The organism is Pandoraea cepalis (assembly GCF_902459625.1).
Taxonomy (GTDB): domain Bacteria; phylum Pseudomonadota; class Gammaproteobacteria; order Burkholderiales; family Burkholderiaceae; genus Pandoraea; species Pandoraea cepalis.
The window spans coordinates 125331-140341 of record NZ_CABPRY010000001.1; the positions used below are offsets into that span (position 1 = coordinate 125331).

At 60.5% G+C, this 15011-nt stretch carries 14 protein-coding genes; 8 read left to right on the forward strand and 6 right to left on the reverse strand.

Features of this window, described 5'->3' with window-relative positions; genetic code table 11:
* Window positions 1–41: 41 nt before the first annotated feature.
* From PCE31107_RS00525 to PCE31107_RS00545, 5 genes are all read left to right on the forward strand, one after another.
* Window positions 42–1319 (forward strand): 3-isopropylmalate dehydratase large subunit, encoded by a 1278-nt coding sequence (locus PCE31107_RS00525; protein WP_150605841.1) that lies wholly within the window; start codon window positions 42–44, stop codon window positions 1317–1319.
* Window positions 1320–1361: 42 nt separating this feature from the next.
* The gene (locus tag PCE31107_RS00530) at window positions 1362–1883 is read left to right on the forward strand and encodes a LeuD/DmdB family oxidoreductase small subunit (protein ID WP_130024402.1); all 522 of its coding nucleotides are present in this window, start codon (window positions 1362–1364) and stop codon (window positions 1881–1883) included.
* 46 nt (window positions 1884–1929) lie between these two features.
* Window positions 1930–2610: an RraA family protein gene (locus tag PCE31107_RS00535; RefSeq protein ID WP_150605843.1), complete on the forward strand. Its 681-nt coding sequence runs from the start codon at window positions 1930–1932 to the stop codon at window positions 2608–2610.
* Between the two features lie 49 nt (window positions 2611–2659).
* The gene (locus PCE31107_RS00540; protein WP_130024404.1) at window positions 2660–3862 is read left to right on the forward strand and encodes an aminotransferase class I/II-fold pyridoxal phosphate-dependent enzyme; all 1203 of its coding nucleotides are present in this window, start codon (window positions 2660–2662) and stop codon (window positions 3860–3862) included.
* An 83-nt stretch (window positions 3863–3945) separates the two neighbouring features.
* Window positions 3946–4848 (forward strand): glutamate/aspartate ABC transporter substrate-binding protein, encoded by a 903-nt coding sequence (locus PCE31107_RS00545; protein WP_130024405.1) that lies wholly within the window; start codon window positions 3946–3948, stop codon window positions 4846–4848.
* Window positions 4849–5132: 284 nt separating this feature from the next.
* On the opposite strand, the gene PCE31107_RS00550 is transcribed toward PCE31107_RS00545, so the two are convergent.
* Entirely contained in the window at window positions 5133–5996 is an 864-nt protein-coding gene (locus PCE31107_RS00550; protein WP_150605845.1) for an alpha/beta fold hydrolase, read from the reverse strand.
* A 122-nt stretch (window positions 5997–6118) separates the two neighbouring features.
* On the opposite strand from PCE31107_RS00550, the gene PCE31107_RS00555 reads away from it, so the two are divergent.
* Window positions 6119–6970 (forward strand): LysR substrate-binding domain-containing protein, encoded by an 852-nt coding sequence (locus PCE31107_RS00555; protein WP_174966511.1) that lies wholly within the window; start codon window positions 6119–6121, stop codon window positions 6968–6970.
* Between the two features lie 195 nt (window positions 6971–7165).
* Here PCE31107_RS00555 and tcuB read toward each other — a convergent pair whose 3' ends face one another.
* The 5 genes from tcuB to PCE31107_RS00580 all read right to left on the reverse strand — a co-directional run bounded on the left by tcuB (window position 7166) and on the right by PCE31107_RS00580 (window position 13486).
* On the reverse strand, window positions 7166–8332 hold the full coding sequence (gene tcuB, locus PCE31107_RS00560; protein WP_150605847.1) for a tricarballylate utilization 4Fe-4S protein TcuB: 1167 nt from the start codon (window positions 8330–8332) through the stop codon (window positions 7166–7168).
* Window positions 8319–9734, reverse strand: a complete 1416-nt coding sequence (tcuA, locus tag PCE31107_RS00565) for an FAD-dependent tricarballylate dehydrogenase TcuA (RefSeq protein WP_150605849.1) — start codon at window positions 9732–9734, stop codon at window positions 8319–8321. The genes tcuB and tcuA overlap by 14 nt, the downstream gene beginning before the upstream one ends.
* Window positions 9735–9842: 108 nt before the next feature.
* Window positions 9843–10766: a LysR family transcriptional regulator gene (locus PCE31107_RS00570; RefSeq protein ID WP_150605851.1), complete on the reverse strand. Its 924-nt coding sequence runs from the start codon at window positions 10764–10766 to the stop codon at window positions 9843–9845.
* 249 nt (window positions 10767–11015) lie between these two features.
* Window positions 11016–12140, reverse strand: a complete 1125-nt coding sequence (locus PCE31107_RS00575; protein WP_150605853.1) for a porin — start codon at window positions 12138–12140, stop codon at window positions 11016–11018.
* A gap of 419 nt (window positions 12141–12559) precedes the next feature.
* A complete protein-coding gene (locus tag PCE31107_RS00580) occupies window positions 12560–13486 on the reverse strand; it encodes a LysR substrate-binding domain-containing protein (protein ID WP_150605855.1) in 927 nt (308 codons plus the stop codon).
* 111 nt (window positions 13487–13597) lie between these two features.
* Between PCE31107_RS00580 and PCE31107_RS00585 the strand changes: the two genes are divergently transcribed.
* Both PCE31107_RS00585 and PCE31107_RS23270 read left to right on the forward strand, forming a co-directional pair.
* A complete protein-coding gene (locus PCE31107_RS00585; RefSeq protein ID WP_150605857.1) occupies window positions 13598–14209 on the forward strand; it encodes a cysteine dioxygenase family protein in 612 nt (203 codons plus the stop codon).
* A gap of 73 nt (window positions 14210–14282) precedes the next feature.
* Complete coding sequence (locus PCE31107_RS23270) at window positions 14283–14891, forward strand: glutathione S-transferase family protein (RefSeq protein ID WP_174966512.1); 609 nt, start codon at window positions 14283–14285, stop codon at window positions 14889–14891.
* Window positions 14892–15011: the final 120 nt, after the last annotated feature.

The window sequence follows — 15011 nt, forward strand, 5'->3', positions numbered from 1 at the left end:
CGAAGCATACGTGCGGCAAACGAGTCGCAAGGAGTGGGGACATGGCAGGTCAGACGCTTTCCGAAAAGTTGCTTTCCCGTAAAGCGGGCCGGACGGTGCGCGCCGGCGAGATTGCCATCTGCACGGTCGACTTCGCGCTGGGCACGGACGCGTCCGTGCCGATGGCGCTCGATTATTTCGACGCCATGGGCGGCACCGCGCCGCTGCGCCCCGAACAACTGATCTTCGCGTTCGATCACTACGCGCCCGCGCCGTCGGCGAAATCCGCACTGTTGCAGGCGCGCATCCGCCGCTTCGCCTCGGCGCACGACGTGAAGGTCTTTGACGTCGGGGCAGGCATCGGCCATCAGCTCATGGTCGAACATGGCTACGCGCGACCAGGCCGCCTGCTCGTCGGCGCCGACAGCCACTCGGTCATGTACGGCGCGACCGGTTGCTTCGCCACCGGCATCGGATCGTCCGATCTGGCAGGCGTCATGATGTCGGGCAAGGTCTGGCTCAAGGTGCCCGAGAGCATTCGCGTCGAATTGACCGGCGCACCCGGCGCAGGCGTGGGAGGCAAGGACATTGCACTCGCGCTGGCGCGGCGACTCGGCGCTGACGGTGCCGCTTATCAGACGCTCGAATTCCATGGCGACGGCATCGCTGCACTCGATTTCGACGACCGGCTCGTGATCGCGAACATGGTCATCGAAATGGGCGCGAAGAACGCCCTGTTTCCCGTCGACGACATCGCACGTGCCTATCTTGCGCAACGTCCGTGGCAAGGCGATCAGGACGAGTTGGAAGACCTGTTCGCCGATGACGAGGCCGATTACGCCTCGCGGCTCATGCTCGATCTGTCGACGGTCGAGCCCAACGTGGCGCGCCCGCATCAGGTCGATAACGTGGTGACGGTGTCCGAACTCGGGCACACGCCGATCCATATGGCGTATCTCGGCACCTGCACGGGCGGACGCGTCAAGGACTTCCGCGAAGCCCTCGCGGTGCTGCGCGAGCACGGCGGCCCGGCCCCGGGCGTTCAGCTCGTGGTGACGCCCGCATCGCGTGAGGTCATGGAAGACCTCGTGCGTGGCGGCGAACTGGCAGATTTCCTCGCTTTCGGCGCGATTGTCGTCACGCCTGGCTGCGGCTCATGCTGTGGCACCGGTGGTGCGATCCCGGGCGACGGCATTAACGTGGTGTCGACCGCCAACCGCAATTTCAAGGGCCGCATGGGCAACGCCACCGCAAACATTTATCTGGCCTCGCCGCAGGTGTGCGCGGCCAGTGCAGTGGCCGGCTATCTCGTGGCGCCGTCGCAACTCGGCCATCGCTGAGCGAGTGACGTTCCCGTTCCCGAATCCAATACGCCATCGCTCATGAACGCTCAAGCCCAAACTCACGCCCAAACCCTTGAAGGTCGCGCCCGCTGTTTTGGCGACGACGTCAACACCGACTACATCATCTCCTCGCGCCGAAAGCGCGACTCGCTCGACCCGCAAGTGCTGCGTCAATACCTGTTCGAAACCACACATCCCGAGTTCGCACAGAGCGTGCTGACAGGCGACGTAATCGTCGCGGGCAAGAACTTCGGTTGCGGCTCGGCCATGGAAGTTGCCGTGACGGCTGTCGTCGGGGCAGGCATTCGCGTGGTGCTGGCGCAGACCTTTGCGCGCACCTATTTCCGCAACGCCATCAACAACGGGTTGTACGCGATCGAATGCGACACGTCGCACATTCGTGAGGGCGATACGGTGCGCGTCGTCTTCGGCGAGCGCACGGAAGTCTGGATAAACGACGACGCCACCCCGTTGCCTGGCGCACAGATTGCGCCGGAGATTCTTCAGATTCTGAACGCCGGTGGGCTGGTGCCTTACCTGCGCGAACACCGCACGCTCTGACGGACGGCATCCACCCTACGTCCTTCCCATTTCCGAAGAGGTCACCATGAACGAACACCATCAGGCCGGATTCCGCGTGTTGCCGATGCCCGAACCGATCCCCGCCGACATTCTCGATGCCTACGCCAACATCGTCACGTCGCACATCAGCGACAGCATGCAGCGCATCTGCGGTGTGCAGGGGCTGCGTCCCTATCACGCAGGCAAGCGCCTCGTGGGGCGTGCGATTACGGCGAAAGTTCGGCCGGGCGACAACATGATGATTCACAAGGCCATGGACATGGCCGCGCCCGGCGACGTGATTGTCGTCGACGCCAGCGGCGACGTGACGCAGGCGCTGGTCGGCGAACTGATGCAGATCCACGCCGAAGTGCGCGGCATCGCCGGTTTCGTGATCGATGGCGCCGTGCGCGACATCGGCGCGTTCCGTGCGGCCGACTTTCCCTGCTACGCCCGTGGCAACACACACCGGGGACCTTTCAAAGAAGGCCCGGGCGAGGTCAACGTGCCGGTGAGCATCGGCGGGCTGGTCATCAACCCGGGGGATCTCATCGTCGGCGACGAAGACGGCGTCGTGGCCGTTCCTCCCGATCAGTGGACCTATGTGCTCGGCAAGGCGCGCGAGCAGGCCGCTCGCGAAGATCAACGCAAGATCGCCATCCGAGCGGGCAAGGACAAGCGCGAGTGGATCGACGAACGTCTGCGCAAGCTCGGCGTGATCGCCTGATCGCTGTCCCCCGCTTCCCTGCCTCTCATTTCTACGGAATCGAAACATCATGAGTTTGTTGGCTACCCGCATGGGCCGCATCAAGCCGTCGCCCAGTTCGATGGCGACGGGACGCGTCAAGGCGCTGCGCGCGCAAGGCCGGAACATCATCGGCCTGACCGCCGGCGAGCCTGACTTCGATACGCCAGACCACATTATCGAAGCCGCTTACGCCGCCATGAAGGCGGGCAAGACGCGCTACACCGTCGTCGACGGCACGCCGGAGCTCAAGCAGGCCATCTGCGAGAAATTCCGCCGCGAGAACGGACTCGACTACGGCGTCGATCAGGTGACGGTTGCCAATGGCGGCAAGCAGATCATCTTCAACGCGCTCACGAGCACGGTGGACGACGGGGACGAAGTCATCATCGCCGCACCTTACTGGGTGTCGTATCCCGACATGACGCTGCTTAACGGCGGCACGCCGGTCATCGTCGATTGCCTCGCCGAGAACGGCTACAAGCTCACCGCCGCGCAACTGGAAAGCGCGATTACGCCGCGCACCAAGTGGCTCATCCTGAATTCGCCGTGCAACCCGACGGGGGCGACCTACACGCGTGAGGAACTGCAACGGCTGGGCGACGTGGTCGCGCGCCATCCGAACGTGATGGTGCTCACGGACGACATTTACGAGTACCTCGTCTACGACGACGAGGCGTTCGTGACGTTTGCACAGGTCAACCCGCATCTGCTCGATCGCACGCTTACCGTGAACGGCGTTTCGAAGGCGTATGCGATGACCGGATGGCGCATCGGTTTCGCAGGCGGCCCGCGCGATCTCATCAAGGCGATTGCGAAGTTGCAGTCGCAGAGCACCAGCAGCCCATCGGCGATCAGTCAGGCAGGCGCGCTCGCCGCGATGACCGGCACGCGCGACTTCCTCGTCGACTGGAAGGCACAGTACACGGCGCGCCGCGATCTGGTCGTTGATCAGCTCAATGCGGTGGAGGGATTGCACTGCGCGAAGCCGGTCGGGGCGTTCTACGCCTACCCGTCGTGCGCGGGCGTGATCGGCAAGACCACGCCGGAAGGGAAGGTCATCACCAACGACACCGACTTCATTCTGTACCTGCTCGATACGCAGGACGTGGCCGTGATTCAGGGCGAGGCATTCGGCATTTCGCCGTCGTTCCGGCTCTCGTTTGCCACGTCGATGGAGAACCTGCGCGAGGCGTGCACACGCATCGCACGCGCGTGCGCCGCATTGAAGTGATGCGGTGACGCGCATTCCGGCCGGCGAATCCGTCGGTCCATAACCATAAGTGACCGCTGTCGAAGGCGGGTGGAGACGAGACGATGAAATTCACGAACTACGGGGTTGTGTTGTTGGCGTTGATGGGCAGCGTGGCGAATACCCAGGCCGCCACGCCGCTCACCGGGTCGCTCAAGACGATCAAGGAAAACAATGTGATCGTGCTGGGCAACCGGGAGTCGTCAGTGCCGTATTCGTACTACGACAACGGTCAGAAGGTGATCGGTTATTCGCAGGACATTGCCATGCGGATCGTCGACGAGATCCGGAAGGAAATCGACGCGCCCAATCTGCAAGTACGAATGATGCCGATCACGGCGCAGAACCGCATTGCACTGGTGCAGAACGGCACCATCAACTTCGAATGCGGCGGTACCACAAACAATGCGGAGCGCCGCAAGCAGGTCGAGTTCTCGAACACCATCTCGATCACGGAAACGCGTCTGCTCACGAAGAAAAGCTCGGGGATCAAGTCGTTCAACGATATCAACGGCAAGACGATCGCGGTGACCGCGGGCACCACGTCGGAGCGCTATCTGCGCAAGCGCATCGCGGATAACAAGCTGAACGTGGCGATCGTGGCGGCCGTGGATCACGCGCAGGGCTTCATGATGGTGCAGCAAGGCCGGGCGGCGGCGTTCTTCATGGACTCGGACGTTCTGTCGGCCGAACTGGCGAAGGCGAACAAGTCCGACGAGTACATCGTCACCGGCGAGCCGCAGACGTTCGAGGCCATCGCCTGCATGCTGCCGAAGAACGACCCCGCGCTCAAGGCGATCGTCGACCGGACGATTGCCCGCATGCAGACGAGCGGCGACGCCTACAAGCTCTATCAGAAGTGGTTCATGTCGCCGATTCCGCCGCAGAACATCAACCTGAATCTGCCGCTCAGCCAGAAGCTCAAAGCAGTGTTCCAATCGCCCAACGATCAGTCGCTGGACGATTGACAATGAAGGAACCGGGGGCGCACGGGCGGGAAGCCGACGTATGCATAAGGAATGTGGGCAGACCGTAATATGCCCCCGGGCGCGATCGTGCGCCACGGGTGTGATGACGAACGAGGGGGCTTGACTTCAAGGGTTGGACATCATGGGAAAGGGCTTGGCCGCGCGGTGGCGGCTCGCCGCTACGGTGGCGGCCGGCCTGTTGTACGTCTACTCATTTCAGGTGTTGGGGGGCGCTTCAAATCCGGGGCGGTTCAGTGCCACTGTCAACAACCCATACAGAACCACTACCCAGCCAATTGCACAAGCGCCCGATTGAATGCGCCAGGGTTAGCGATGTTCATCCCATGCGAGGCACCCGCGATGGTTTGACGCTCGGCATGTCCGATCCACTCGTGAAGTTTCTCGACGGTGTTCCGGAACATGCGCGGGCTCTTCTGCCCATCGATCAACAGTGTTCGGCACTGAATTTCGCGGGCCGCTTCACGGGTATAGGCGGGCAGCGGGTCGCGCAACTGCTTTGGCAGCGTGACCGCATTGTCCAGCGCCATCCTGCGAAAGCTCTGGGTGCTCTTGCTCCAGAATCCCGGCAGGGTGACCGAGTCCACGAACAGGTTCAGGCCGGCGTCGAATTTGCCTTGCTCGATCAACTCGGCCGCCGTGGCTCTCAACAATTGCGTAGCGGGCGGCAATTTGCCGGTGTCCGCTTGCGGCGTCACCTGCAACGGACCGCCGGGGTCGGCCAGCGTAAGCGTCTTCACGAGGTGGGGGTATTGGCGCGCCAGATGAAATGCCACGCAGCCCCCACGTGAATGGCCGACCAGATGTACGGCGCCAAGGCCCAACGCCTCGATGAACTCCGCCATCTCCACCACGTGCGCCTCCCAACTGAAGTCACCGTGCCCGAACGCGTGCGTTTCCGGCCAATAGTGACCCAGGCTCGGCGCGAAGCAACGGAAGTGCTCCGACAACGCGGCGAGCTGCGGATCCCAATAGCGGTAATCGCATAACGATCCGTGCACAAAGACCATCGGCTCGCCGCTGCCGGCTTGCACGTAGGGCACCGAGGCGCCTGACGCAATGGCCGCAAAATTGGGTTGCGGCTGCACACCGGCAAGGGCCAGCGTCGTCAGGGGTGTGTGGGCATTCATGGTCAAGACTCCGTTTTCCCAAACTTTGCGCTAATGCGATGGAAAAGAAAATCGCATAATATTGATGCAATCTTTCAGTTTTTCTGATGCATCTACGCGAGGCAGTGCCTATGAGTACCGAGATGAAAGCCCTCGACGTTGGCGTGCTCACCATGATCGTCGCCGTGGCCGATACGGGCACGATCAGCCGAGCCGCCGATCTCGTGCACCGCTCGCAATCGGCGGTGAGCATGCAGATCAAGGCGCTGGAGTCGGCGCTGGGCAAAGCGCTCTTCGTGCGTAAGCCGCGCAGCGTGGTACCGACGCAAGACGGCGAGGTGCTTCTGGCATACGCGCGGCGGATCATCGCGCTGCGCGACGAGGCCTGGGCGGCGGTCGTGCGGCCGGACGTGACGGGCCGCGTGGTGATCGGCGTACCGGACGATTACGCGTCGTCGCTCTTCCCGCCGATTCTCAAGAAATTCTCGGCGAGCTATCCCAAGGTCGAAATCCAGGTGATTGGCTTGCCCAGCGTTGCGCTGGCGCCGATGCTGCGCGACGGTACGGTGGACCTCGTGTGCGCAACGCGGGTCAAAGGACTGACCGGCGAGTTCTTGCGGCACGAGCCGATGGTGTGGGCGGCCGCCCCGGGCGCGACCGACATTTGGCGAGAGCGGCCACTGCCCATCGCAGTGTTCTTGCCGGGAAGCGTCGCGCGCGAGAAGGCGATTCGGAGTCTGGAGCGCGCAAAGATCGCCTATCGAACGTCGTATGAGAGTCCGAGCCTGCTGGGCCTGCTGACGATGGCCCGCGCCGGCCTCGCCATTACGCCGCTAGCGCGATGCGCCGTGCCGTCTGATTTCACTTTGCTTGGGGCGGCCCATGGTCTGCCGGAGATTGGCACGCTCGAGATCGTCCTTGCGCGAAGTGTCACGTCCAACCGACAGCCCTGTGATTTTCTTGCGGAGCGCATCATCGCCGAGCTGAATGCGTGAGTGCGGCGCGTTGCTTCAACGCCGCCGCCGTCGCGGCATCCTGCTCTGGCCGGGCGGTAGATGGATTAGCGTAAGACGCTCTCGGCTCGGTCGCCTGATTTGACGCCTACCTCCGCATCTGCCTGCTACCGCTTTGGCGTGAAGGTAGGACGTTCGCAATCAATTGCCAATACCCGACAATGCACCGGTGGCGGACTATTCACCCACCATCAGCTTGGGCGCGTGACGCTTCTCCACTGCGAAGCGCAAGAGTGCCGCGCCTCGGTAAACGCCGTGCGCAAATTTCCCATAAGGCACCGTCAAGAAGAGCGCCATCACGACGCCTAGGTGTGCAGCGAGCAACGTCGGCATGAGAGGCGTTTGACGGAAGGCGAGTAGCGCGAGCCCGGTCACGCTAATCAGCAACAAAAGAAAAATGAATGCGCGATCCATCGGGCGTTGGGAAGCCGTTCCGTGTAGCGGATGGCGCCGCATATTCAACCACAACAAGCCGAAAGCGCCCACGGTGAGTAACACGCCGCCGGCAGTGCCGAGAATCACCGGCAAACTCGCCAGTGCGTACGGTGCCTCGAGGTTGAGAAAATAGTGATAAAGCGTCGCCACGCTCGTAGACGCGAAGCAGAGCATGAATCCGTAAAACGTCAGGTGATGGAATCGTCGTCGTGCCAGCGAGTATCGATCGTCGTCATTGTTGCAGCCTTCTCCATGTCCACCACCCAGGTATCTCAACGTCAGAATATCTCTGGAAGCTTCCGCGGCCGCGCCAGCGGAAACTGCACCGGGAGGCTCGTTCCTCCAGAACCGGCGCACGCCGACCGACAGCGCGAATGCGTCAAATACAAAAACGGCGCCGAACATGAGCGCGAGCAGATTGTGCGGGAATACATGATAGAAAGACGCGAGCGGAGTCGCAGGAACCAAGTCGCCCAATATCGCGATACTGAGCGAAAAGAAGAGTGCCAGGCCCGCGGCGAGAGCAATTGCCACCGTCAATCCGTTATTTTTGTACAACGAGCCGAAGACGGGCGGCCAAGCGTAGTCGCTATAAGTCTTGACGCGAACGTCCGCCATCGCTTTAGGGACGTTCACGGCGAATTCGTGCGGCGGAGCGTACTGGCAAGCATGCAGGCATGCGCCGCAGTTGTGGCAAAGATTGGCCAAGAAATGCGCGTCCGCGACACCGAACTCGAGGCGACGTGTCATTGCAGGAAAGACAGCGCAGAATCCTTCGCAGTAGCGGCACGCGTTACAGATCTGCATGATTCGGCTCACCTCAGCTTCGGGGGCGTCCATGCTTAGTGCGACCGGCTGATTCAGTGCCAATGCGTTTGCTTCTCTAGTCAAAGCTTCAAGCGACTGCATGATCGTCTTCCTTTACTGCGTGTTCATAGCCGGCAGCCTTTGCTGCCTGTAACCCGGCGATGCGACCGAATGCGGTCCCGATCGCCATCCCGACCCCAGCCGTATAACCCTTGCCCAATACGTTGCCCGCCATCATTTCCCCCGCGACGAAGAGATTGTTGCTGCGCTCGCCTTCAATGAAGACTGCGGCTGTCTCATCGGTCTTTAGCCCGAGATAGGTGAACGTAATGCCCGGACGAAGTGCGTAGGCGTAGTAGGGCGCGCGGTCGAGCGGCCGAGCCCAATGGGTTTTGGGTGGGGTGAGCCCGTCCGTGCGGCAATCGTCCAGCACCGCGTGATCGAACGTTCCCGCGCGGCAAGCCGCGTTGTACTCGCGAATGGTCTCGGTAAATCTTTCCTGATCCAGCCCGATCGCCTGAGCGAGTTCGGAAAGACTGTTGGCTTTGATCCCAGGAAACACCGGTGGCATAAAACGGCCAATGGCCTTCGAGTCGATGATGGAATAGGCGATCTGGCCTGGCTGGTGTGCGACCAAACGTCCCCATATGGCGTAACGCTTTGGCCAGAAATCCTCGCCCTCATCATAGAATCGCTCGGCGTTGCGATTGACGACCACGCCAAGCGATACGCAATCGACGCGCGTGCAAATGCCGCCGTCATACAGCGGTGCGCGCGCGTCGATGGCGACGCAATGCGACTGGGACGGGTCTCCAATCGCGTCCGCACCCGCTTCGATCATGAACTTCAAGAGCACGCCCATGTTGAAGCGTGTTCCGCGAATGAGGAAATTGTCCGCGACCCACTCGCCGTCGACCTGCCCCCACGCCTGTTTGAGCCACTCGCGATTCGATTCGAAGCCTCCGGCAGCAAGTACGCAAGTCTTGGCTTTGATGCGCTCCGCGCCGATACGCGCGGCTACGAACCGGCCGCCCTCGAGTTCGATGGAGTCCACCGTGGCGTTGTATCTGACCTGCACCCCCAATCTCTCCGCACTACGGTAATAAGCGTTGACGAGTGCTTTGCCTCCGCCCATGAAGAACGCGTTGGTTCTTGCGACATGCAGCGCACCGGAGAGCGGGGGCTGAAATCTGACGCCATGCTTGCGCATCCACCCGCGGCAATTCGACGATGCTCGAATGGCCAGTCGCGCAAGCCTTTCGTTTGTCATGCCGCCGGTCACTTTCAAAAGATCCTGCCAGTACTCTTCCTCAGGGTACGCGTCGATGAGCACGTCCTGCGGCGCGTCATGCATGCAGCGCAGATTTCGCGTGTGTTGCGAATTGCCCCCGCGCCATTCTCGCGGCGCTGACTCGAGCAACAGCACGGACGCGCCCGCTTCACGGGCCATCAGCGCCGCGCAGAGGGCAGCGTTGCCGCCACCAATGACTAACACGTCAACCATGAACGTCGTCCTAATGTGAATTCATCTTGACCGAGTGTATGCGTCACGACAGACCGCATCTACAGGGGCCTGGGCAACACGTCTTTAGAAATCGTGAAGTACTGTCGGCTAGTCGATGAGGGAAGCGCCAGCCCATTCTCCGCGTGCTGTTACTTTGCGTGCGGTATCGACCAGGACGATTCTTGCGGCAAGCCCGGCCGGCGATAGCTCGTCATCCGAAAGACTGGCGACATGACTCGAACGCACCAGGTCTTGTTCAACGATCTCGTGGGCGACGAAACTCCCCTTCGCATGCCTTGTCAGGGCTGCGCCGGGCTGGATCGTAAAGCCAAGACCCGCGCCGACGGCCTCCATCAGCATTGCAAGTCCGTCGATCTCGGCGACGACGTTGGGCTTGCGACCGATGCGACCAAAAGCTTCATTGATGAGCGCTCGAAGCCGATGGGATTCGCTTGGGAGGATTAGCGGGGTTGAATGGAGATCGGCGAGCGATAGCGATCCCTCCGAATGAGGGGCGCTCGATTGCTCGCTTCCGATGAGATAAAGGCGCTCGGTAACAAGGCGTGTGACCGCGAAGTGTTGAGAGAACGTCACGTCGTAGAGCACCGCTAGATCGATTTGGCGCGATGACAGCATCGCATTGAGCGATCCCGAAAGACTTTCCACGAGACGTAGACGTACGTCAGGGTAGCGATCGCACATGGCGCGCGTGAAGGGCAGGCCTAGAACGCCTGCGACGCTGGGAGGCATGCCGATGCTGACTTGTCCAGACAGGCGCGCATGCTGTGCGACCTCGATCGCTTGGTCTGCATGTCGTAGCGCCAGTTGAGCCTGTCGGAAAAAAGCCAGGCCCGCGCCTGTGGGACGAACACCGGTCTTTGTCCGCTGCAGCAACCTGGCCGACAGTTCTGTCTCAAGACGGCTGATCTGCTGACTCAGCGCGGACGTCCCAACGCCTAATTCGGCGGCGGCCCGGCCCATGCTGCCTAGATTTACGACACGTACGAAGTAGCGTAATTGACGAAATTCCACCTTTGCGCTCCTCTCGATTTTCCTTGCAGCCGGGTCATGCGCCGATGAGCTCGCCGTCCAATCGCCACTCAGGACACCACGTGTTCCCGAGTCATCGTTCGGTTGCGCGACGAACATCCGATAGACGACTTCTGACAAGAGCGAACGGCGCACGCGACCTGCGAGCGTGCGCCGCCACGCGCGTTTTTCTAATGGACGCTATGTGGCCGCCCGTTCTTGTTTTCGCGCGCTAGTACCGGGCCGACGCAATTAAAACCGGTGGCGAAGGCCGACGGTCACTGCCGTCTGATTGTTTGTGGACGACGCCGTCAGTCCGTCGATGTCGGCCGTAATACCGGATCGTCCCGTACCGCTGACATGTTGATAGACGGTCTGCAGATAGACATCGGTTCGCTTCGACAGCAGATGATCCAGTTCGAGGTTCACCTGGTTGAACTTAGGCGACACACCGTTGAAGTTTGCATCAGTGAACGTGTACGAACTGAGCAGCATCCATGCGGGTGTCATGGTGTAACGTACGTTGACCTCGTAGTTCGTGAAGCGCGCGCTGCTTCCTCCGAGTGCGAGATTACCGGAGCGACCGGAAGCCGAGCTGCTGATAGAGACAGGATTGTCAAGGCGCGTTTGCGTAAATACCAGGCCGACCGTCGCCTTGCCGAATGCGTAATTAACCCCAGCACCATAAGTACGCTGACGTTCAGCAGTGAAAGGCGCATCGTCGCTGACAGCGCCGGTGGGATTGACGGATGTTCCGCCGTGATTGACCAACAAATACGAAGTTGCAAATCTGAGCGATCCGTACGCGTAATCCACACCCAGATTCCACGTGCGATTTGCGCTGAAGCCGCCTGCCTGGTTCGAGAAGCCATAGATGCCGCCGAATCGCAATCCGCCATACGTCGGGCTCTGATACTTCACAGAGTTATTGACGCGAAAGGAGTTGTTGAGATTGTCGTTATCGTATGGATGATTGGACCAAGAGCCGGCTGGAAGCCCCAACGGACCGAGGTAGTCGACGATGTTGCTTGTTTGCCGGCCTACCGTTACGGTGCCAAATTGCGAGCTCGCTAGGCCGACGAATGCTTGACGACCGAATTGCCTGCCGCCCTGCTTAAGCTTGCCATCGAGAATGCCGTACCCGCTCTCGATTGTGAACAGCGCGGACAACCCGCCGCCGAGATCCTCGACGCCCTTTAAGCCCCAGCGGTTGCCGTTGAGGCTACCCGCGGACGTCTGGACGTTGTGCGAACCTCCTTGATTGCTGACAAACGTGAGTCCAGTGTCGATGAGGCCATAAAGCGTAACTGAGCTTTGCGCATGGGCGAGCGAAGCCGTTGCGGACAGAATGCCCGCAAAAAGAAGTTCTCTTTTCAAGATTCAATTCCCTGTGGATGTGAGGTTATTCGACTTGAATCAGCAGCATCGTTGACATTCCAAAATGCCGGATTTGCCGAATGCCAAACGCTACTTCATCGCCATTGGCCAGATGGGTGTTGAGCTACTCGTGCCGAAAATTACCAAGTCAATTTCGGATTTGAAATTAATTTTTTCTTATGCTGCATAAGTGCGCTGAATTGTTCACGTGAGAGCACGCGAAAAATCGGCACTTATCACCGAGGGGCAGTGACGCAACAATGCAGCGGCGAAGAGGCGAAGAGGCGAAGAGGCGCAGATCACTACTGAGCTGTCGATCTGGTCTAGGGGAATCAAGGTGGCAACACGAAGGCGCGGCGAGGACCCATCTCCCGGCCATCACATTGGGAAGGATCGGTATCCTTCCTGTTCAATGTCGATTATGGGTTCGACGACGTACATGCCTTCTGAACGATTTCGCGGCGCAGTTGAGGGGCGAGCATCGTGATGAACGCGTAGGTGTATGGCCGCAGGTAATGCTTGTTGTTCAGTACGAGGTAGGTGGTGCTCTCCGGGAACAGGTGGTCGACATTGATTGCGCGCAAGCCGAAATCGCGCTGAGGATCGAACGCAATGTCGGGCAACACGGTAACGCCGAGTCCATGTTCGACGTACGCTTTGACGACATCGGCATTGGTGCCTTGCAGCAATGTCGGTGACCTGAGATGCAGTCGATCAAGTTCGCGCAGCAGTGTTGTGCGCGAGTTGGACGGCTCGAAAACCACGATCGGATAGCGTGCGATGTCTTCGAGTGAGGGGCGCTCCATGTCGAGGAGTTCGTGCCCAATCGGTACCAGCAGCACGCGCCGGTAAGTGTGGAAGGGAAGCGCCACGAGTCCCACCGGCAGCGAGTCGAACGTACTGAGCACACCAATGTCGGCGCGCCCAGTAATGAGCGCGTCGAGAATTGCTTTGCCGCTCTCGGGCCGGATGGTAATTTGCACCTTCGGGTATTCCCGAGTGAATTTGCTTAGTACCGTGGGCAGACGGAAACGGGCCTGAGTGTGACTCGCCGCAATGGCGAGAGTACCGTTCTCATCGGTGCGATGCGCCCGCCCCAGTTGCCGGATGTCGTCGATCTCCATCAATGCGCGCTGGGCTCGCTCGATCACCAGCGCACCATCACTACTGATCGCAACTAGGCGGCTGCGCTGCCTGACGAAGATTGCGAACCCGAGCTCCTCCTCCAATTGCCGGATCTGCGTGCTAACGCCAGGTTGCGACGTATTCAACGTCTCGGCTGCTTTGGAAACATTCAGATCCTGGCGGGCCACCTCGCAAATGCAGCGGAGTTGCTGAACGTTCATGGTGGACCTTCCCCTACATGTATAAAAAATTCATATAGCACATTATAGAGAGTTACTTCCTCTGCAGATAATGAATTGATAACGTTTCTCCATCAAACAGGAGAGATAGACATGGATCGTCGCACCAAACGCCACGCCCTTGTGCAGGAAACGATGGCGGAGATTATTGAACGAGTTGGGCAGCGCACCCCTGATCGCGCGCTGCTGAGCGAGGTGAGCCGGATTCTGCAACGCCTCACCGACGCGCAGGACCTATTCCCGTTGGAAGATTTTCCCGCGCCGGCGCCCGGTGCTCCGCAGACATCGCTGCGCTATTTGCTGAACGAACAGCCGGATCACGGCTTTGCGCTCTACGTGAATTCGATCGTGCCGGGCAAGCGCACTGCACCGCACAATCACGGCACTTGGGCCGTGATTGTCGCCCTGGCGGGAGAAGAGCTCAACCGCATTTACCGGCGCGTAGACGACGGTAGCGACCCGGAGCGCGCGCAGCTTGAATTGGAACGGGAATACGTTGTGCGTCCGGGCGCGCCCATCGAGTTCATGCCGGACGATATCCACAGCATCCACGTTGACGGCGCCAGCACCGTGCGACATCTGCACTTGTATGGCCGTGGTCTCGAAACGTTGAGTGATCGGATTGGGTTTGATCTGGAGACCGGTCGAGTCCTCAACTACAACCAGAACTTCATGCGGCCAACCGTCGGCAAGGATTTCGCGTAATCCACGCGATGTCAATGGAGCGCTCGCGCGACGGTGGGTGCGGGCGACGTAGATCTTCACACGGGGGTTATCGATGATCGAAGTATGGGGACGCAACACATCATCCAACTTCGCGAAGGTGGTGTGGGCGCTGAATGAGCTCGATGTGCCGTTCAAACTTCACCTTGCGGGGGGAGACTTCGGCTCGCTTCGCTCTGACGCTTACCTGTCGCTCAATCCCAACGGCCGGATTCCGACGCTGCGCGATGGCTCGTTGGTGTTGTGGGAGTCGAACGCGATCGTACGCTATCTTGCCGCGCGTTACGGTGACGGCACGCTGTGGCCGGTTGATCCCGGCGCACGCGCGGCCAGCGACAAATGGATGGATTGGGCGTCGTTCAATCTCATTCCGGCGTTGCGGGCGCTCCGTGAGGCTCGGAAGCAGTCGGCCCCGGTCGACCATCTACGTGCGCTGGGCAATCGCGTTGTCGCGACAGCGAAGATTCTGGATGCAAGCCTGGGCGAAGGGCCGTTCATCGCCGGCGCCCGGCTCACGATAGGCGACATCTCACTCGCGCCGCACGTTCACCGGCTATCGCTCCTTGACGATGGGCTCGCCGAATTGCCGGCGGTTGAGCGTTATCGCGCAGCGCTGCGCGCAAATAGTGGCTATCGGGAGTGCGTCGAAGCGCATATCACTTGAGCGGAAGCGAGGTCAGCGCGCACGCGCGACGAGCATTGCCAGGAAGGAACGCATGAATTGCCTGGATTGCTCGTTTTGCGCGTGCGGCATCGACCTCGTCGAGGCGGCGCGTCGCCCGCC